This is a genomic window from Nocardia barduliensis (assembly GCF_013315795.1).
Classification (GTDB): domain Bacteria; phylum Actinomycetota; class Actinomycetes; order Mycobacteriales; family Mycobacteriaceae; genus Nocardia; species Nocardia barduliensis.
This window is the reverse complement of the sequence record NZ_JABLTE010000003.1, coordinates 116,378-135,821: the sequence shown is the minus strand read 5'-3', so window position 1 is coordinate 135,821 and position 19,444 is coordinate 116,378. Positions and strand designations below refer to the sequence as shown.

The following is a 19,444-nucleotide window of genomic DNA, read 5'->3' as shown; positions in this document are numbered from 1 at the left end:
TCGAGCACGCCGCCGGGGCGGTGCACGCGTGAGCGCGCGTCCGCTGGCCGATCTCGTCGCGCCCGCGCACACCGCCCTCGTCACCCAGGAATGCCAGGGCGCGGTGGTCGGCCCCGCCGCGGGCTTGCCCGTGCTGGCCGAGGAAGCGCGCCGCACGGCTCTGCCCAATATCGGCGCGTTGCTCCCGGCCGCCCGCGCCGCCGGGGTGCGGGTGGTGCACTGTCTGGTCTGGCGGCGCGCCGATGGCCTCGGGTCCAACCACAACGCCAAACTCTTCGCCCTCGGTCGCCGCGGTGTCGCGGTGACCCCGGGCAGCGAGGGGGCGAGGCTGCTACCGGAATTCGGCCCCGAAGCCGACGATTTGGTGCTCGGCCGCCAGCACGGGCTCGGGCCCATGGGAGGCACCGATCTCGACGCCGTGCTGCGCAATCTCGGTGTGTCCACCATCGTGGCCGTCGGGGTGTCGTTGAACGTGGCCATCCTCAACCTGGTGATGGACGCGGTCAACGCCGCCTACGAGGTCGTCGTGCCGCGTGACGCCGTCGCCGGCGTCCCCAGGGAATACGGCGAGGCGATCATCGACAACACTTTATCGATGATCTCGACCGTCACCACGACCGAAGAGCTGCTGGCCGCCTGGCGCTGAGCCCGGTGACCGATCACCAACGGCGCTCCCGCCTCTTCGCAAGGGCCGGAGCGCCGTCAGTAGTCACATGCCCGAGTATCTTCGAGCCGTACCGCAGAGCCGGGCCGCGGACAGTCCGCGGCCCGGCTCGCATCGTCAGTCGCTGGATGGAAGCTGTTTGGCTTCTTTGAGGTCCAGCGGTACCGCGTCCACATCCAGGGTGCCGTTGCCGGACCGGGTGACGAGAATTTCGGCGCCCGTGTCGTGCACGTAACGTTTGCCCACGGTGGTGCCGCCGGCGAACTCCGGATCGATGACGGCACCGGTGCCCTTCTTCTCGCCGAGCGGCACCATGGGCGCGCCGCCGCAGCGCAGACCGTCTATTGCGTCGCTGGACTTGATGACGATCACCTGCGTCTCGCAAACCTGGCTCTCGAGCCGGGTGCCGCTCTTGATCACGATGACTCCTGAGGGGTGGATAGGACTGGGGAGATTTCCTGGACGAGGGTGCGCCGCAGGACCTTGCCCGTGGGAGTGGTGGGCAGCTGGTCGCGGAAGACGACGCGATCCGGTGTCCGTGAACCGCGAAGGTTCTCGCGCACGTACGCGCGCAAGTGCTCGGGATCCGGCGCGGAACCCGGGGCAGGCACGACGACAGCCGCGATGATCTGGCCCCACTCCTCGTCGGGTATGCCGACTACGGCGACCTCCCGGACGTCGGGATGTTCGACGAGCACATCCTCGAGTTCGGCGGGCGCGATGTTCTCGCCACCGCGGATGATGGTGTCGTCGGAGCGCCCGCCGATGAACAGGTAGCCGTCGGCGTCGAGCTCGGCGAGATCCTTCGTCGGAAACCATCCGTCGGAATCCAAGACAGAACCGATCTCGGCATAGGTACCCGACACCTGCGGGCCCCGGACGTACAACTCGCCGACTTCTCCCGGCGGGAGAACGGCGCCTTCGGCGTCGCGGATCTGTAACTCGACGCCGGGCACGGCCCGGCCGACGGAACCGAGCCGTCTGGCGACGGCCGGATCGTCGGAGGCGTGCGCGATCCGGTGATCCTCGGGGGTCGACACGGCGATGGTCGAACTGGTCTCGGTGAGGCCGTAGGCATTGACCAAGCCCACGCCGGGCAGCAATTCGAGTGCGGCGCGCACCAGCGGGAGCGGTGCCTTGGATCCGCCGTAGGCGAGGGTGCGCAGGCTCGGCAACTCGATGCCGGGTGTGGTGCGCAGAGTCGTGACGATGCGGTCGAGCATGGTCGGAACGACAGTGGCGTTGGTGATCTGCTCGCCGCGGACCAACTCGACCCATCGGGCCGGGTCGAACTGCCTCAGGTACACGGTCTTGCGGCCGGCGTACAGATTCGACAGCGCCGCGCCGACACCGGCGATGTGATAGGGAGGCAAGCAGACCAACGCGGCGTCCCCGGGTTCGGCGGAGGCGAACTCGACGGTGCCCATCACGTAGCTGGTCAGGTTCGCGTGGGTCAGTTCGACGGCTTTGGGACGCGAGGTCGTACCCGAGGTGAACAGCAGCACCGCGACGTCGTCGGGCGAAGCGTCGACGACCGCGTCGTGCCCGCCGGTGCTGCGGACGGTGGCGAAGAACAACGCGGAATCGATGACCTGCTTGCCGGAGCCCGCGACCATCTCGGCGTATTCCGAGTCGACCACGACCAGCGGGGCGGGCAACCGGTCGATCAGTTCGCGCAGCGCCGTCGCGCTGAGGCGGTAGTTCAACGGCGTGAACGCCCGTCCGGCACGTGCGGAACCGAACAGCAGCAACGGCAGCATGATGCCGCCGGTGCCGACATATGCGACATGCTCGGCGCCGGAGCTGCCGATCAATCCAGCCGCGCGGTCGGCCAGCACGCCCAGTTCCGCCGCCGTCGTCCGGGTGCCATCGGATACGACGGCGACCCGGTCGGGATCGCTCGCCGCGATCATCTCGAGCATCACCGAAATGCTCAACGCATCACCTCATCGGTTTCACAGAGGGACGCGGCCACCCCGCCGTGTGGGGTGGCGGGGTGGCCGCGGATTCGTTCGGTCAGCTGGTGGTGTGCGCGGTAGCCGCCTTGATCTGACTCTGGAAGGACTGGAGTTTGGCCTCCGCGGTCGTGGACCTGTGACTGCGCGCCTGGATGCTGACGTCGTGGCCTGCCGCGGCGGCCCGCAGCGCGCCGACGGTGGCCTTCTCCCTCGGTACATGCTCGAAAGGGTCGAAGGAGTACCAGCGCATCGCGTTGAGATGCGTCATCTTGTCGATCTCGTCATCGGGAACCTGCTCGCGTTCGAGCACTCCGGCCAGCACCTCGGGGGCGTCGGGCCACATGGAATCGCTGTGCGGGTAGTCCATTTCCCACGAGATGTTGTCGATGCCGATCTCGTGCCGCAGCCGTACACCGATCGGGTCGCTGATGAAGCAGGTCATGAAGTGGTCACGGAAGACCTCCGAGGGCCGCTTCCCGCCGAAGTCCTGCAACGTCCAGGCCGAGTGCATCTCGAAGGTGCGGTCCACACGCTCGAGGAAGTACGGAATCCATCCGGTTCCGCCCTCGGACAGTGCGATCTTGAGGTCCGGGTAGTCCTTGACCGGTCGCGACCAGAGCAGGTCCGCGGCGGCCTGCACGATGTTCAGCGGTTGCAGGGTGATCATCACATCCGGCGGCGAGTCGACCGCGGGGATCGACAGACGCCCGGACGATCCGATGTGGACGCTCAGCACGGTGTCGGTGTCCACCAGCGCCTTCCACAGCGGATTCCAGTACGGGTCGTGGAAGCTCGGGTATCCCAGCGCCGCCGGGTTCTCGGTGAACGTCAGCGAATGCACGCCCTTGGCCGCGACCCTGCGTACCTCGGCCGCGCACAATTCGGCATCCCAGATCACCGGCAGCGCCATCGGAATGAAACGGCCCGGGTAGGCGCCGCACCATTCATCGATGTGCCAGTCGTTGTACGCCTGCACCAAGGCGAGCGAGAATTCCGGATCCTCGGTCGCGAAGAGCCGTCCCGCGAAACCGGGAAAGGAAGGGAAATTCATCGACGCCAGGATCCCACCGGCGTTCATGTCCTTGATGCGTTCGTCGACATCGAAGCAACCCGGCCGGATCTCGTCGAGACCCTCGGGTTCCAGTCCGTACTCCTCCTTCGGCCGTCCGGCCACGGCATTGAGCGCCACGTTCGGAATGACGGTCTCCCGGAATGTCCACACGTCGGCGCCGTCGTCGGTGCGCACCAACCGGGGCGCGTCGTCGACGTACTTCTTGGGCAAATGGTTTCTGAACATGTCCGGGGGCTCGATGATGTGATCATCGACGCTGATCAGGATCATGTCGTTCTTATCCACGAGCACACTCCTACGCTATATACAGTATGACTTACAATATAGACCATGGTCTCCCTCTCGGGATGGTCTGTGCGCGAGCCTTCCGGCCGGATCAGTAGGCCATGAACAGGATTTGCTCACGGGTGTAGTCGTGGTCGGGATGCTGTTCGGCGAGGTGCCGCCGAGCCTTGTCGACCAGGTCGTCCTCATCGGTCCCGACCAGGAACTCTCCACACGGGCAACTCAGGTGCCGCTTCATCGCCCGGCTCCTTTCGCTGCGGTGTCCACGCATCCCGGCGTCACAGGATCGCGCCGCTTTCCTTCGCCGCGATGATGTCCTCCCATTCCATGCCGAGCTCGAGCAGGATGGTCTCGGTGTGCTCGCCGTACTCGGGGGATCGGCTCGGCGGTGCGGGTGTCTCATCGAATTGCACCGGGGCCGCGACGGTCCGGTAGTCGTTGCCGGCACTGTCGGTCACCGTCATGAGATAGCCGTTGGCCGCGACCTGGGGATCGGCGAGAACTTCCTGCGGACTCGCGATGGTGGCCCAGACGCCCGGCTCGTCGGCGAGGGCCTTCTGCCAGTCGGCCAGATCGCGCTCGGCGAAGGTCCTACGCAATTCGGCCGTCGCGGCTTCTTGGTTGGCGACCAGGTTCACCAGCGGTACGAATCGTTCGTCCACACCCAGGTCCGGCCGGCCGATGCGCTCGCAGAAGCCGCGCCAGTAGCGGTCGGCCTGCAGAAGCACCAGCTGAACCCAGCGGTTGTCGCGGGTCTTGTAGCGGTTGACCGCGGGATTCAATGCGGTGCCCGCTTCACCGGCCGGGATGCGATCGATACCGTAGTAGTCGGCGGCCGCGATATCCGGTGCGACGGCCCACATACCCTGCGCCAGCAGCGAACTGTCGACAAGGGGAGCGTGACCGGTGCGTTCGCGATGGAACAGCGCCGCCGTGATGCCACCGGCCAGCGTGATGCCCCCTTGGAGATCGCCGAAGGCCGGGCCCTGGGCCATCGGGAACTCGGCATTGGTGGGCGTGAGCGCGTAGGCGACGCCGGCGCGGGCGAGGTAGCTGGCGGCGTCGAATCCGCCACGATCCTTATCCGGGCCGCGGCTGCCGTGACCGCTGCCCCTGGCGATGATCACCTTCGGATTGAACTCGCGGATCCGCTCGACCGACAGTCCGGCCCGCTCGAGCGGTGCGGGAAGCCAGTTGGTCAGGAAGACATCCGCGTTCGCGATCAATCGGCGGAGAATCTGCCTGCCCTGCTCGGACTTGATGTCCACCCCGATACTGCGCTTGCCGTGATTGCCGAGCTCCATCATGAAGTTGGCCCGCACCTGCGTGCCGGTCCCGTCGAGTCCGCCGACGACCAGGTTGCGGCACGGATCGCCGCCCTTGGTGTCCTCGATCTTGATCACGTCGGCGCCCCAGTCGGCCAACGCGGCGCCCGCGCTCGGCACGTAGGTCCACGATGCCAATTCGACTACCTTGACGCCACTGAGCAGACCCGACATCGGCGCTCCCTTCCCGCGATTGATCCGTTGCGACGAACTATACGGTAAAGGTTACAGTTAGTCATCCAGGATCGCTGTCGTGCAGGTGCGACGGCCGCCTGGGGAGTGAGCGGCCCTGCTGGGAGCGGGCGGCGGTACGAGATGTCAGCGTCTTCTCGGGTCTGCCGCCGCCTCGCCAGCGGGGAACGGCCTGGTCGACCGGTGTCGAAGTCTCAGACCCGCTTGCCATCGATGAGCGCGGCCAGTACTCCGAAGCTGTCGTGTGCCTGCACGCCCGCCACTGCTCGTTCGACACCGACCCGGGAGACCTCGAGCGGCTGCATGCGCGCGCCGGCTTCGGCGGTGCAGACGGCGGCGAGATAGAACTCGGTGATGCCCGCTCGATACAGCGTCCACAGGCGATCACCGTCGACGGGAACGCCCGCGGCGTCCAATCCGGCGGCATAGCGCTCGACCAGGTCCTTTTCGATCGTGCGAAGCAGATCCGGTTCGACCGACGCGGTGGCGAAGTAGGCGACATCCCGGATGCCCGCTCCGGCCGTCGCGATCTGCCAGTCCAGGAAGCCGGGACCCGCGCTCTCGAAGAAGAGGTTGCCCAGATGGGGGTCACCGTGGATCAGGGTCTGGGGCTGCGCGGCCCAGAAGGCGTCGATGTCCGCGCTGCGCTGAAAGAAGATGCGGCACTGCCGCTTCATCGTCTCCGGTATCAAGGGCGCCGTATGTCCCGTGATCTGCCGTAGGAAGCGGCGGCGGATGATGTCGCCGAGACGGACGTCCGCCGAGGAGCGCTCGGCCAGCGGCGCGAGGTCACCGGTGAAACGGTCGGTGCCCCAGTGCGCGCTGTGCAGGGCGGCCATGGCATCGATCACGGCCTCCGCCTCCGCTTGGCTCACCGAGTCGCGGACCGTGCGGAACTCCGCTGTCGCCGACAGATCCTCGAGCACGAGGATGCTGCGCCGCCGCAGAGGGTCGACCTGGGCCGCATAACAGCGCGGCACGCGGATCGGGGGCGTGTCGCCCAAGGCGCGATAGGCGACGATTTCGCGGGTGCCGAGGCGGAAGATATTCATCAGCACGTGTTGCAGATAGTTGCGCGGCGGCAACTTCAAGAACAAGGTCTCCGGGATGTCCGCCTCGGATTCGACGGCTATTCGGGCCCGCGCCGCGGTGCCGGAGTGGTGATCGAGTACGCGTACCGAGGTGATGGCGCCGGGTGGCAGGCCGAGTGTCGCGGCGAGCCGACGTGCGGTCGCGTCCTGGACGCGCAGCGGAATTCGGGTGCCGTAGGAGTTGGTGCGGTCCAATGCGGCTCGAATCGCCTCCTTGCCTGCCATTCCGAGACTGCGAGCGGTCGCGACTGATTGCGAGGTCATTGGTCACCGTCCATCTTGAATTCTTGGCGTTAGGAGAGAGTCCTGCCGCATTGTCCTCTCGGCGCCCGATGGCGGCACGCCATGCCTACCGACAGCTCGGTTTCGGTCGAAACCCGTCCGGTGTGGGTTCCGGCGGGCATCGCCGAGCGGAGGGCCGCGGTTGTTTCACGCCACTGGGGCGGAGCTGAAGTCCTGCGTCTCCCACTTCCTGATTGATACGTCCCTTGAAGTGCTATACGGTAATAATTACAGTTGGACATCCAGGATGGTGATCGGGAGGTAATGTGAGCGACGTCGCCGGGGAGCGGGTGGCCCTGAGCCCGGAGCTGGGGCGCATGGCTGCCGAGCAGGCCGAATTCCGGATGCTCATCGACGGAGAGCTGACGGGAGCGGAGTCGGGCGCGGCATTCGACAACCGCAGTCCGGCGACAGGGCTCGTGCTCGGCGCCACCGCCGCGGCGGGCGAACAGGACATGCTGCGCGCGATCGCCGCGGCGCGGCGGGCCTTCGACGACACCGGTTGGTCGACCGACCGGGCGCTGCGCCGCCGCTGCCTGGAGCAACTCCAGCATGCGCTGGAGGCGGAGAAGGAGCAGTTGCGCACCGAACTCGTCGCCGAGGTCGGCTGCCCGGTGATGACCACGCGGAACGCGCAGCTGGAATGGCCGCTGGCCGAGGCGTTGCGCTACCCGGCCCGCCTGATCGAGGAGTTCGCCTGGGAACGCGTGCTCGAGGGCGGCGGTCTGTTCGGTGATCGCAACAAGCGCACCGTGCTTCAGGAGCCGGTGGGCGTGGTCGCCGCGATCTGTCCGTCGAACTTCCCGGTCGAGGTCATCTTGAACAAGCTGGGGCCCGCTCTGGCGGCGGGAAACACAGTGGTGCTCAAGCCGGACCCGAATACCCCCTGGAACGCCACCCGGCTCGGCCGGCTGATCGCCGAGCACACCGACTTCCCGCCGGGTGTGGTGAATGTCGTGACCACCCCGTCCAACGACGTGGCCGGGCTACTGGCGACCGATCCCAGGGTCGACCTCATCTCGTTCACCGGATCGACCGCTGTCGGGCGCACGCTCATGCGCCAGGGCGCCGACACCATGAAGCGCACCTTCCTCGAACTCGGCGGCAAGTCGGCGCTGATCGTGCTCGACGACGCGAAGCCGGAGATCGCACTGCGCAGTGCGGTCGGGGTGTGCGTCCACGCGGGTCAGGCGTGCGCCGCGACCAGCAGGATGCTGGTGCACCGCTCGATGTTCGACGACATGGTCGCGGCGGTCGGGGCGGCGTTCCAGGCGGTGCCTGTGGGCGATCCGGCGCTGCCGGAGACTCTGGTCGGTCCGGTGATCAGCGCCGCACAGCGCACCCGTGTACTCGACGCGTGCGCGCGGGCGACACGTGACGGTGCGCGACTGGTCACCGGCGGAGGAACGCCGGAGAAGCTGCCCGCTCATCTGACAGCCGGTCATTTCGTCGAGCCGACGGTGTTCGTGACCGGAGATCCAGGACTCGCGATCGCACAGGAGGAGATCTTCGGTCCGGTGTTGGTGATCATTCCCTTCTCCGACGATGACGAGGCCGTGCGCATCGCCAACGACAGCGCCTTCGGCTTGGCGGGCGCGGTGCTCTCGCGATCCGCGCAGCGCGGCATGGATATCGCGCGCCGGCTCAGGACCGGTGCGGTCGGCGTCAACGGCGGCATGTTCTACGGCGCCGACGCGCCATTCGGGGGCTACAAGAACAGCGGGGTCGGCCGCCAGTGCGGCATCGAGGGATTTCAGCAGTACCTGGAGACCAAGACCATCGGCTCCCGGACGCCGCGGCAGAGCTGAGCGCTCACCCGGCGGATCGACCCACCATCGAAGTACGGAAAGGTTGTCACCAGTGGGAAAATTGGACGACAAGGTCGCGGTGATCTCGGGCGCGGCCCGAGGACAGGGGCGCTCACACGCGGTGAACCTGGCCGCCGAGGGCGCGAGCATCATCGCCCTGGATATCTGCGCCGACCTCGAGGGAAACACCTACCCCCTGGCTCGGGCCGAAGATCTGGAGGAAACGGCCAGGCTGGTCGAGAAGGAGGGCGTGCGCGTCCATCCTGTCGTCGTCGACGTGCGTGAACGCGGCGCCGTCTGGAGCGCGATCGCGCAGGGCGTCGAAGCGCTCGGGCGACTGGACATCGTGGTCGCCAACGCGGGTATCGCCCCCATGGGGCGTGGGCAGACCATCCAATCGTGGTCGGACACGATCGACACCGACCTTGCCGGTGTCTTCAATGTGGTGCAGGCGAGCCTCCCGCATCTCGGTCCCGGCTCATCGATCATCGCCACGGGTTCGCTCGCGGCGCAGTTGGGCAGCTCGACCAAGCAGGGGCCGGGCGGTTCCGCCTACAGCTTCGCCAAGCAGGTCGTCGCACACTACGTGAACGATCTGGCGATCCAGCTCGCGAAGAAATCGATCCGGGTCAACGCGGTGCATCCCACCAACGTGAACACCGACATGCTGCACAACGAGGGCATGTACAAGGTTTTCCGCCCCGACAAGGAGGCTCCGACGCGCGAGGACGCCGAAGTGGCGTTCCCGGCGATGCAGGCCATGCCGATCCCGTACATCGAACCGCAGGACGTCTCGAATCTCGTCGTCTTCCTGGCCTCCGAGGACGCGCGCTATATCACCGGCAGCCAATTGCGGGTGGACGCGGGCGGTTTCGTCAAAGCCGTGCCCTGGGGGAAGTGAGCGATGACCGATACCACGACCGTCTACAAACTCTATCGCTGCGTCATCTGCGGATGGGAGTACGACGAAGAACTCGGCTGGCCGGAGGACGGGATCGAACCCGGCACCCGCTGGGAGGATATTCCCGAGGACTGGACATGTCCGGACTGCGGCGCCGAGAAGGCCGATTTCGAGATGATCGAGGTCGAGCGATGACCGTCCCGCCGCGCGGGCGGGTGGTGATCGTCGGCACCGGCGTCGCCGGGGCCAGCGCGGCGGAGACGCTGCGCAAAGAGGGATTCGCCGGATCGATCGTCCTGGTCGGTGACGATCCGGCGGCCCCATATCGACGCCCGATGGTGTCCAAGGAGCTGCTGTCGGGCGCTGCCGGTGCGGGGAAGGCGCGGCTCAAACCCGCCGCCTTCTGGTCGGATATGACGATCGAATTGAGCACGGGAGTGTCCGCGCGCGAACTGGACACCGCGGCGGCGAAGATCGAATTCGACGACGGCTCGCAGATGTCCTACGACGCGCTCATCGTGGCAACGGGAGGACGGCCGCGGCGGCTCGACCTCTTGCCGGAGGCCCACACCCTGCGTCATCTGCATGACGTCGCACCGCTTCGGTCGGTCTTCGACCGCGTCGGCGCGACGGGCGCCGCGCCGACGGTCCTCGTCATCGGCGGCGGACTCGTCGGCATGGAGGCGGCCGCCACCGCACGCGCCATCGGCGCCGAGGTCACCGTGCTGGAAATGGCGGAACGTGTGCTCGAACGCGTTGTGCCCGAGATCGTTTCGGCGAGTTACGAACGTCTGCACCGGGGTCGCGGGGTCGCGGTGCACACCGGGGTGCGGATCACCGCGGCGCACGAGGAGAACGGCCGCACGCGCGTGGTCGCCGAGGACGGGCGAGAATGGGCCGCCGACGCGGTGATCGTCGCGGTCGGGATGACACCCAACACCGAACTGGCCGCGCGCGCCGGCGTGAGTGTCGGTGACGGCATCGTCGTCGACGAATTCGGCGCGACCTCGGCGGCCGGGGTGTTCGCGGCCGGGGACGTCGCGCGACTGCCGAACCGCATCCTCGGCGGTACCGAACGGATCGAGCACTGGAATCACGCCCAGGCCCATGGTGCCGCCGCGGCGCGAACGGTACTCGGCGTGCGCGTGCCCTACGAAGAGGTCCCCTGGTGCTGGACCAACCAGTTCGGCCGCAATCTCCAGATCGCGGGCTGGCCGGGCTCGGGCACCGAGTTGATCGTGCGCGGTGACATCGACGCGGGCCCGTTCCTCGCGCTGAGCCTCGCAGGCGACCGTCTGGTCGGCGTGCTGGGTGTGGGTACGCCCCGCGATGTGCGGGCGGCACAGACATTGATCAAGCAGGGGCCGTACCTGCCGAGGGCAGTACTCGAGGGCGATGAACTCGATCTCATCGAGTTGGCCACGACTCCGGAGCGTTTCGCCGCCGGTGCGGCGACCGTGGCGGTGACCGAATAATGCTGCGCCGCAGCCGGATTGCGCCGCACAGTGCGCATCGCAGTCGTCGAAATACAGGGAGGGCCGCGCCTGTCGGCGCGGCTGCACAACACGAAGGTTGAGATCATGCCCAAACCCGTCATCGTCAGCGCAGTCCGCACCGCGATCGGGCGCTCCTTCAAAGGCGCGCTCACCAACGTGGCGTCGGAGACGCTCGCGATCGAAATCCTGACCGAGGCCGTTCGCCGGTCCGGTATCGACCCGGCCGAGGTCGATGACGTCATCCTCGCCGAATTGAACTACGGCGGCGGCGACCTCGCGCGACACGCCGCGGTGGCCGCGGGCATGGAGAGTGTGCCGGGCCAAGCGGTCAACCGGCAGTGCGCGGGCAGCCTGACCGCGATCGCCAACGCCGCCGCACATATTGGCACCGGCATGGAGCGGGTGATCGTCGCGGGCGGCGTGCAATCGCTGTCCACCGCCCCCGTGATGAAGTGGCGAGTGCCGGGATCCGGGCCCGAACTCGAGTTCAAGGAGCCCTGGATTCCGCCGTCGCACCCCGAGACCCCGGACGCGCCGACCACCGACATGTCGATCACCGTCGGCTGGAACACCGCGAAGAAGGTCGGCATCAGCCGTCAGGAGATGGACGACTGGGCGCTGCGGTCGCATCAGCGCGCAGTCGCCGCGATGGACGCGGGCAAGTTCGCCGACGAGATCCTGCCCCTGAAAGTCGCGCAGGCCGACGGATCGGTGATCGATTTCGCGGTGGACGAGCACCCTCGCCGCGACACCACCGCTGCACGGCTGGCGGCCCTGCCGGTCCTGCATCCCGAGATCGAGGGATTCTCGATCACCGCGGGCAACAGCAGTGGCATCAACGACGCCGCCGCGGCGGTGACGGTGACCGCCGACGACTACGCCGCGGGCGCCGGCCTCGAGGTGCTCGCGACGGTGCGGGCGTGGGCCAACGTCGGCGTGACTCCGGCGGACAACGGCATCGCGGCATCGCATGTACTCGGCAAGGTGCTCGATCGGGCCGGTCTGAAGGTCGGCGACGTGGCGTTGTGGGAGATCAACGAAGCGTTCGCCTCGGTCCCGATCGCCGCGTGCCGGGCACACGGTATCGACGAGGAGAAGGTGAACTTCTCCGGCAGCGGGTGCAGCCTCGGCCATCCGATCTCGGCATCGGGGGCACGTCAGGTAGCGACCTTGATCTACGAACTCCGGCGCCGTGGTGGCGGCATCGGAGTGTCGGCGATGTGCGCGGGCGGCGGCATGGGTGGAGCTCTCGTCATCGAGGTCTGATCGCACATCGCGGAGTGCTCTGCGCCGGGGTGCGTAGCCGATCCCGGCGTAGAGCGCCGTTTTATATCGAAGCAATTATGGTAAGGCATTCGACAGTAGGAATGGAGGTATCCGTGTCGGACGAAGTGCAGCTGGAACGCCGCGGACGAACGCTGGTGATCACGATCAACCGGCCCGATGCGCGCAACGCGATCAATCTCGCGGTCAGCCAGGGATTGGCCGACGCGGTGGACGAACTCGACGCGAGCCCTGAGCTGTCCGTCGCGGTGCTGACCGGCAGCGGCGGAAACTTCAGCGCCGGAATGGATCTGAAGGCGTTCGCGGCGGGCGAGTACCCGTATGTGCCCGGTCGCGGTCTCGGCTTCACCGAGAAGCCCCCGGCCAAGCCGATCATCGCCGCCGTCGAGGGCTACGCCCTTGCGGGCGGCACCGAACTGGTCCTGGCGACCGACTTGATCGTGGCCGCCAAGACCGCGCGGTTCGGGGTACCCGAAGTCAAACGCGGCCTCGTCGCGGGCGGCGGCGCGCTGTTGCGGCTGCCCCGGCGTATTCCCTACCAGAAGGCACTCGAACTCGCCCTGACCGGTGACAACTTCACGGCCGAGGAGGCCGCGGCCTGGGGCTTCGTCAACGATCTCGCCGAGCCGGGGGAGGCGCTCGACCGGGCGCTGGCTCTCGCCGACCGGATCACGGCCAACGGACCGATCGCCGTCGCGGTGACCAAGGAGGTCATCGTCAAGGCGAGCGAGTGGAGCGCCGACGAGATGTGGCAGAAGCAGATGGAACTCATCGCCCCGGTCTTCGCCACGCAGGACGCCCAGGAAGGCGCGAAGGCTTTCGCCGAGAAACGGACCCCCAACTGGACGGGTAAGTGAGGTCACGGGCCCACTCATCCGCCGTCAACCCATGAAGTAAGGAGACGCAGTGTCGTTCGAAGGTTCAGTAGTTCTGGTGACCGGCGGTGCCGGTGGCCTGGGTGATGCGACGGTGCGCAGGCTGCATGCCGAGGGCGCTGCCGTCGTCATCGCCGACGTCAACGACGAGAAGGGCAAGGCCCTGGCCGACGAGCTGGGCAACAAGGCCGTGTACGTGCGCACCGACGTGCTCGACGACGCGACGATCGAGAACGCCTTCGCGAAGGCGGACGAGCTGGGCACGCTGCGCTACGCGGTGATCGCCCACGGTGGCTTCGGCGTGCTGGAGAAGGTCGTCAATCGCGACGGCAGCCCGCACACGCTGAAGGGTTTCACCGACACGATCGCGCTGTACCTGACGGGCACCTACAACGTGCTCCGGCTGTCCGCGGCCAAGATCGCCAAGCTCGAACCGAAGGACAATGGCGAGCGCGGCGCGGTCGTCATGACCAGTTCCATCGCCGGGTACGAGGGCCAGATCGGTCAGTCGGCGTACGCGGCGGCCAAGGGCGGGGTGATCGGGCTGACCTTGACTGCCGCCCGCGACCTCAGCGCGGTCGGCATCCGGGTGAACAGCATCGCGCCGGGAACGATGCACACCCCGATCATGGACTTCCTCGGTGAGGAGAAGCTCGCCCAGTTCGCCGCGTCCGTGCCGTTCCCGAAACGCCTGGGCGCGCCGGCGGAGTACGCGTCGCTGGCGCAGCATCTACTGGAGAACCCGTACATCAACGGTGAGGTAGTGCGCATCGACGGCGGCCAGCGCTTCCAGCCGAAGTGAGCGCGATCCTGCCGCGCTCCGCGCGGCAGGAATCGGTTGCGGGCGATTGCGAAGCGCGGAACAGGCCCGCTTCCCGAGAAGACGGATGGACGGCGTCGAGACGACGACCTTCGTCACCTACGGCCCGCCCTGCGGGTGGCGCGATACGTCGAGCCCCGACGGCACGACGAAACACTGACGCGACCGGGAGACCCGCATACACGCGAGCCGGAGAACTAGCCTGCGTGGTGACGAAGTCTGTGATGGGGTGGCATCGCGTGGCGGTGCCATCTCATCGGTCTGCGACGGTGACCGGCAGGTCGCGCCGCCCGGCTGAATACCAGCCGAGCCTGCCGATCATGGGCCGGGCCGCTCGGGTTGGCATCGGTACAGCGAACATCCTCGAGTAATGCGGTGACTATATCGTGTTGTCACACAACCGATTTCGATGACAATCTGTCCTCAGTGCGGGAAGATGGGTCTCGCGGTAGATCGGCAGTTCGTCGGTCGTTCCGGAGACAAGGGGGCAAGTCTGTCATGGGGAAAGTCGACACCAGGGGTACTTGGACACGCGTCAGCGTGGACGAGTCGCAGTTCGAGGGCTTACGGCAGCCCGGAGTCAAGTCGAGCACAGGCATCAAATCGAGTATCAGATGGGGCAACGGTCAGGACGAGGAGAAGAGCGGTTACGACTTCACCGGCCTCACCGATGTCGACGCGCGCCTCGACGGCCAGAACTTCCGGCTCGGGATCTTCACACACTACAACCGTCGGATTCACCTGCCACACAGTCAGTTCTCGGTCTTCCTGAAGGTCACCGTCGATTTCCGGGACGAGGGATTCGACCACACCTTCACCCTGCGTTTCCGCCACGACGAGACGCCCAACCAGCCGGGTGACGTTCCCGATGTGGTGCGACCGCCGATAGTCCACGAGAACGACGTCGTCCGTGTCGACGGCACCGAATACCTGGTGACCATCAGTGGTTTCCTGGACGACAAGGATGAAGTGAAGCCGTACTTCGAAAACCCCGAAGGGGAGATCAAGAGAGTCTGGCTCGTTGCCAAGTTCGAACCCCAGAGTGAGCCGGGTTCCTGAACCCGGCTCCGGCGGACCAGACGGCATACCGCCCGCAAACGCGGCCGGAGCGGTGGCCGTACAAGTGGCTACGACCGGATCGCCGCGGCCACGAGCAGGTCTTCGCGGGTGGTGAATTTGATCCTGGGTCTGCCGGCCGCCGCACCCGCGGCCTTCTCGGCCTGGTCGATGGCTTTCCATCCTGCACGGTCGACCAGGTCGGGCTGGCGTCGCCTGATCAGGGTTTCGAGTGCGGCCCTGTCACCGGCGGGGTCGGCGAGTTCACCTGCGATGAAATCGGCCACGAGGCGTTCGACGGTTTCGGCGGAGTCGAGGCGATTCGATCCGATGACGCCGCGTGGTCCGCGCTTGATCCAGCCGCTGACATAGACCCCGGGCAGCGGCGTGCCGTCGGCGCCGATGACCCGGCCGTGCTCGTTGGGTACCACACCACGGAGTTCATCGAAGGGCACATCCGCCACCGCGGCGCCCTTGTAGCCGATCGAGCGCAACACCAGACCGGTGCCGAGGGTTTCGGTGCGGCCGGTAGGGCGTGCGACCAGTCGTCCGTCTTGCTCGAGGAGTTCGTTGTGCGCGAACTCGATCGATTCGACTCTGTCGCTGCCGTGCACCGCGGTCGGCGAGGTCAGGTAACGGAAGACGATCCGTTTGTTGCCCGGGTCACGGCGACCGCGAGCGAATTCCTCGGCCAGGGTGTACTTCAGCTTCAGCGAAGGTTCGGCCTCGGGGTCGTCGAGCAGGGCCCGGCTGACTTCGTCGAGTCGCAGGTCGGCTTCGTCGATGATGACGTCGACACCCTTCAGATGTGCCAGTGCGAGGAACTCCGGGCTGGTATAGGCGGCTTGCAACGGCCCGCGTCGCCCCAGGACGACGACCTCGCGAATCTTGCTGTGGCGCAGCGCCGCGAGCGCGTGGTCGGCGATGTCCGTCTCGGCCAGCTCGTCGGGGTCTACCGTGAGCACCCGCGCCACGTCCAGAGCCACATTGCCGTTGCCGACGATCACCGCGCGTTCAGCCGACAGATCGAACACCCGATCGGCGTAGTCGGGGTGACCGTTGTACCAGGCGACGAACTCCGTCGCGGAATGCGAGCCCGGCAGATCTTCGCCGGGCACACCCATCCTGCGGTCGCTCGAGGCGCCGACGGAGTAGATCACGGCGTGATGGTGGGCCTGCAGTTCCTCGTGTGACACATGGTTGCCGACCTCGACATTCAAGTAGTACCGCAGGCTGTCGCGGGCGAACGCCGACTCGAACAACCGCGCCACCGTCTTGGTTCCAGGATGATCCGGGGCCACGCCGGCGCGCACCAGCCCCCACGGCGTCGGCAGCCGGTCGAACATCTCGATCTCGACATCGCAACGCCTGAGTAGCTCGTCGGCGGCATAACATGCGGCGGGGCCCGCTCCCACGATCGCGACCCGCAACGTGCCGAGATCCTTCGGCGGACGGGTCGGCGCGGCGATCGGTTCGAAATTCGATTCCAGCGGATGCCGTTGGAAGTAGGCGGCATTGATGTCGCGGAACCGTGCCAGTGAGGCGGTCAGGTCGTCCTCGGAGAAGATGGCCTCCACCGGGCACGCGTCCATACAGGCGCCGCAGTCGATACAGGTGTCGGGGTCGATGTAGAGCATCTCGGTCGTCGCGAACTCCGGCTGATCCGGACGGGGGCGGATGCAATCCACCGGGCACTCGGAGACGCAGCTGGCGTCGTTGCAACAACGCTGCGTGATTACGTAGGCCATGGTGTGATGCTCCTTTGGGAGTCTGCGATGCCCGTGGCCGCCGACCGGGAAGCGCTCTCGGCGAGCCGATCGGCGGCATATGCGGGCGAGTCACCGCCCGCGCCGCAGAGGTTGACTGACGGCAATACTGTAACGTTAACTGGAGTTAGATCGGTAACCGAGCGGCCTTGCTTGCTCACGGCGTCGGCCCGAGAGGATCACGGGCACGCCCTGCAATGGCCGGCCTTCCGGCGCGGAGGGTCCGATCCGGGGTCGAAAGATGGGAGAGCCGGTCGATGCCGGAAAACGACAAGCCGCTCGCGGGCCGAACAATGATCATGTCGGGCGGCAGCCGCGGCATCGGTCTCGCGATCGCGAAGCGGGCGGCCGCGGACGGGGCGAACATCACACTCGTCGCCAAGACCGATCAGCCGCATCCGAAGTTGCCCGGCACCATTCACACCGCAGCCGAGGAACTCGAGCAGACCGGCGGCACGGTATTGAAGGTCGTCGGCGACGTGCGCGACGACGCGGCGGTCGCGTCGGCGGTCGAGCGGACCGTCGACCGCTTCGGCGGGATCGACGTCGTGGTCAACAACGCCTCCGCCATCGACCTCTCGTCCACCGAGGCGCTGGCGATGAAGACCTACGATCTGATGCAGGACATCAATTGCCGGGGCAGTTACCTGCTGTCGAAGCTGTCCATCCCGGCGCTGCGAGAGTCCGCGCGTGCCGATCGCAATCCGCACATCCTGACGCTGTCGCCCCCATTGAACCTCGATCCCCACTGGGCGGGAGCGCATCTCGGCTACACCATCGCCAAATACGGCATGTCGCTGACCACGCTCGGATTGGCCGAGGAACTGCGGGGCTGCGGCATCGGCGTCAACTCCTTGTGGCCGCGAACCACGATCGCCACGGCGGCGATCCGCAACCGCCCCGGTGGCGCGCAGCGGATGGCCACCTCCCGCACGGCGGACATCTGCGCCGACGCCGCCTATCTCGTGCTCACCTCACCGGCTGGAAGCACGACGGGAAACTTCTTCATCGACGAGCAAGTGCTGGTCGAGCACGGGGTCACCGACCTCGACCGATATCGGGCAGTGCCGGGGGACGGACCGCTCACCGTGGACCTGTTCCTGTAGAGCCGGTCTCGACGCCGGGAAGAGTGCGACGGTAAGGAACCCGAAGAAATGGCAGAGGATCTGATGCTGCAGCAGCTGCGGCGCGGCGGAGTGTGCACGCTGACGCTGCACCGCCCCCATCGCAAGAACGCGATCACTCTCGATCTGTGGATCGCCCTGCGCGAGGCGCTGGACGCGATCGCACACGATCCCACCGTGCGGGCGGTCGTCCTCACCGGCGCGGGCGGATCGTTCTGCTCCGGTGCCGACGTCGTCGACAGCGATCCCTTTGCCGCGCCGTTCACCAAACTCCAGGCGATATCGGAGGTCGCCCAGCGCCTGCACGACTTGCCGGTGCCGACCGTCGCCAAGGTGCGTGGTGTGGCAGTGGGCGCCGGATGGAATCTGGCGTTGGGATGCGACCTGGTCGTCGCGACACCGGACGCGAAGTTCTCCCAGGTCTTCGCCCGCCGTGGTCTCTCACTCGATTGCGGGGGGTCGTGGCTGCTGCCGAAGCTCGTCGGAGTGCAGCAGGCAAAACGGCTGGCGCTGCTGGCCGAGACGATCGATGCCACCGAAGCGCGTGAACTCGGCCTGCTCACCTGGATCAAGTCGGAGGAGGGGATCGACGACTTCGTCGACCAGGTGGCGCAGCGGCTGGCGGCGGGCCCTCCGGTGGCGGTCGCCCAGACCAAAGCGCTGCTGAACGAGGGTGCCGACCGGACTCTGCGCGAGGCGCTGGCGAGCGAATCTCGCGCACAGGCAGTGAATTTCGCCACCTCGGACGTTCCGGAGGCGTACGCGGCCTTCACGCAGAAACGCGACGCGGCCTTCACGGGCGGCTGGAACGTGCGCCGCCCCGAGGCGTGATCCGAGACGGTGACCGGCGCTCCTGCCGGCCCGGTGCGCTACTCCGGTACGTGCCGACCTGACGGTTGGATGTGGCGGAAGCGTGCCGTGCCGTCTCGATGCGCCCCAGAATCTGCACACGATGATTCGCGCGCCGAGCCGATAACCGGGGCGACGACGTCAGCCGGCCAGGCTGGTGTACCAATGGCCGACGTCGTCTCCACGTGAATAGCGGTCGAGCCATCGGTCGGCGAATTCCGGCAGCGCGTCGTGTGCCGGATCGTGGAAAGGTGTCTGACTCGACAGAACTCGCCGGATGGTCACCAGCTTCTCCCGCCAGGGGATCGCGGCGAAGGCGGGACGGGCGCTGTCGATCGCGGGCGAGCCTCGGCGCAGTCGCCGTCGGGCCGAAGCCGAGATGCCGGCCAATGGCCTGATGGTGTGGGCGTCGATGGCGCGTTCGGTCAGCGGTCGAAGTCGAATCGGATTTTGCGGATCACCAGGTCGGTCATTGTGCTATCTCATTTCTGCACGGGGCGCGGCCGCCATCGAACGCCGTGGAGCCGCGGCGCCTGCCGGCGTTTCAGCGATCACCGCTCGGCGGGCGGTCACCCGTAGCGTTGGTCGGTAACTCG

At 67.0% G+C, this 19,444-nt stretch carries 19 protein-coding genes; 11 read left to right on the top strand and 8 right to left on the bottom strand.

From position 1 onward, the window contains the following. Window positions 1-28: 28 nt before the first annotated feature. Window positions 29-646, top strand: coding sequence for a cysteine hydrolase family protein (locus HOV91_RS02815; protein WP_174183832.1), 618 nt, complete (start codon window positions 29-31; stop codon window positions 644-646). A 135-nt stretch (window positions 647-781) separates the two neighbouring features. On the opposite strand, the gene HOV91_RS02810 is transcribed toward HOV91_RS02815, so the two are convergent. The 6 genes from HOV91_RS02810 to HOV91_RS02785 form a co-directional block, all read right to left on the bottom strand. After that, entirely contained in the window at window positions 782-1,084 is a 303-nt protein-coding gene (locus HOV91_RS02810) for a hypothetical protein (RefSeq protein WP_174183831.1), read from the bottom strand. Continuing rightward, the gene (locus tag HOV91_RS02805) at window positions 1,081-2,601 is read right to left on the bottom strand and encodes a class I adenylate-forming enzyme family protein (protein WP_174183830.1); all 1,521 of its coding nucleotides are present in this window, start codon (window positions 2,599-2,601) and stop codon (window positions 1,081-1,083) included. Before HOV91_RS02805 ends, HOV91_RS02810 begins: the two co-directional genes overlap by 4 nt. A 79-nt stretch (window positions 2,602-2,680) precedes the next feature. Continuing rightward, entirely contained in the window at window positions 2,681-3,979 is a 1,299-nt protein-coding gene (locus HOV91_RS02800; RefSeq protein WP_174183829.1) for an amidohydrolase family protein, read from the bottom strand. A 91-nt stretch (window positions 3,980-4,070) separates the two neighbouring features. Next, entirely contained in the window at window positions 4,071-4,217 is a 147-nt protein-coding gene (locus HOV91_RS02795) for a DUF1059 domain-containing protein (protein ID WP_174183828.1), read from the bottom strand. A gap of 40 nt (window positions 4,218-4,257) precedes the next feature. Beyond that, on the bottom strand, window positions 4,258-5,478 hold the full coding sequence (locus tag HOV91_RS02790) for a CaiB/BaiF CoA transferase family protein (RefSeq protein WP_174183827.1): 1,221 nt from the start codon (window positions 5,476-5,478) through the stop codon (window positions 4,258-4,260). A 212-nt stretch (window positions 5,479-5,690) separates the two neighbouring features. Next, entirely contained in the window at window positions 5,691-6,851 is a 1,161-nt protein-coding gene (locus tag HOV91_RS02785; RefSeq protein WP_174183826.1) for a phosphotransferase family protein, read from the bottom strand. A 335-nt stretch (window positions 6,852-7,186) separates the two neighbouring features. Here HOV91_RS02785 and HOV91_RS02780 point away from each other — a divergent pair, with 335 nt between their 5' ends. From HOV91_RS02780 to HOV91_RS02745, 8 genes are all read left to right on the top strand, one after another. Further along, window positions 7,187-8,677 carry an aldehyde dehydrogenase family protein gene (locus tag HOV91_RS02780; RefSeq protein ID WP_174183871.1) on the top strand — a complete coding sequence of 497 codons (1,491 nt, stop codon included), beginning with the start codon at window positions 7,187-7,189 and terminating at the stop codon, window positions 8,675-8,677. A 52-nt stretch (window positions 8,678-8,729) separates the two neighbouring features. Beyond that, on the top strand, window positions 8,730-9,578 hold the full coding sequence (locus HOV91_RS02775) for a mycofactocin-coupled SDR family oxidoreductase (protein ID WP_174183825.1): 849 nt from the start codon (window positions 8,730-8,732) through the stop codon (window positions 9,576-9,578). 3 nt (window positions 9,579-9,581) lie between these two features. Beyond that, window positions 9,582-9,773 (top strand): rubredoxin, encoded by a 192-nt coding sequence (locus HOV91_RS02770; RefSeq protein WP_174183824.1) that lies wholly within the window; start codon window positions 9,582-9,584, stop codon window positions 9,771-9,773. Beyond that, window positions 9,770-11,053 (top strand): NAD(P)/FAD-dependent oxidoreductase, encoded by a 1,284-nt coding sequence (locus tag HOV91_RS02765; protein ID WP_174183823.1) that lies wholly within the window; start codon window positions 9,770-9,772, stop codon window positions 11,051-11,053. The genes HOV91_RS02770 and HOV91_RS02765 overlap by 4 nt, the downstream gene beginning before the upstream one ends. A 105-nt stretch (window positions 11,054-11,158) precedes the next feature. Continuing rightward, the gene (locus HOV91_RS02760; RefSeq protein WP_174183822.1) at window positions 11,159-12,340 is read left to right on the top strand and encodes a thiolase family protein; all 1,182 of its coding nucleotides are present in this window, start codon (window positions 11,159-11,161) and stop codon (window positions 12,338-12,340) included. Between the two features lie 113 nt (window positions 12,341-12,453). Then, the gene (locus HOV91_RS02755) at window positions 12,454-13,215 is read left to right on the top strand and encodes a crotonase/enoyl-CoA hydratase family protein (protein ID WP_174183821.1); all 762 of its coding nucleotides are present in this window, start codon (window positions 12,454-12,456) and stop codon (window positions 13,213-13,215) included. A gap of 49 nt (window positions 13,216-13,264) precedes the next feature. Further along, on the top strand, window positions 13,265-14,035 hold the full coding sequence (locus HOV91_RS02750) for an SDR family oxidoreductase (protein ID WP_174183820.1): 771 nt from the start codon (window positions 13,265-13,267) through the stop codon (window positions 14,033-14,035). 516 nt (window positions 14,036-14,551) lie between these two features. After that, complete coding sequence (locus HOV91_RS02745) at window positions 14,552-15,112, top strand: choice-of-anchor K domain-containing protein (protein WP_174183819.1); 561 nt, start codon at window positions 14,552-14,554, stop codon at window positions 15,110-15,112. 68 nt (window positions 15,113-15,180) lie between these two features. Here the strand turns inward: HOV91_RS02745 and HOV91_RS02740 are convergent, their stop codons facing one another. Continuing rightward, on the bottom strand, window positions 15,181-16,857 hold the full coding sequence (locus tag HOV91_RS02740; protein ID WP_174183818.1) for a 4Fe-4S binding protein: 1,677 nt from the start codon (window positions 16,855-16,857) through the stop codon (window positions 15,181-15,183). A 275-nt stretch (window positions 16,858-17,132) separates the two neighbouring features. Between HOV91_RS02740 and HOV91_RS02735 the strand changes: the two genes are divergently transcribed. Together HOV91_RS02735 and HOV91_RS02730 are read left to right on the top strand one after the other, a co-directional pair. Continuing rightward, complete coding sequence (locus tag HOV91_RS02735; protein WP_174183817.1) at window positions 17,133-17,981, top strand: SDR family oxidoreductase; 849 nt, start codon at window positions 17,133-17,135, stop codon at window positions 17,979-17,981. Window positions 17,982-18,029: 48 nt separating this feature from the next. Beyond that, the gene (locus HOV91_RS02730) at window positions 18,030-18,830 is read left to right on the top strand and encodes an enoyl-CoA hydratase/isomerase family protein (RefSeq protein ID WP_246349736.1); all 801 of its coding nucleotides are present in this window, start codon (window positions 18,030-18,032) and stop codon (window positions 18,828-18,830) included. Between the two features lie 159 nt (window positions 18,831-18,989). Here HOV91_RS02730 and HOV91_RS02725 read toward each other — a convergent pair whose 3' ends face one another. Continuing rightward, on the bottom strand, window positions 18,990-19,238 hold the full coding sequence (locus HOV91_RS02725; RefSeq protein ID WP_174183816.1) for a hypothetical protein: 249 nt from the start codon (window positions 19,236-19,238) through the stop codon (window positions 18,990-18,992). Window positions 19,239-19,444 lie beyond the last annotated feature (206 nt).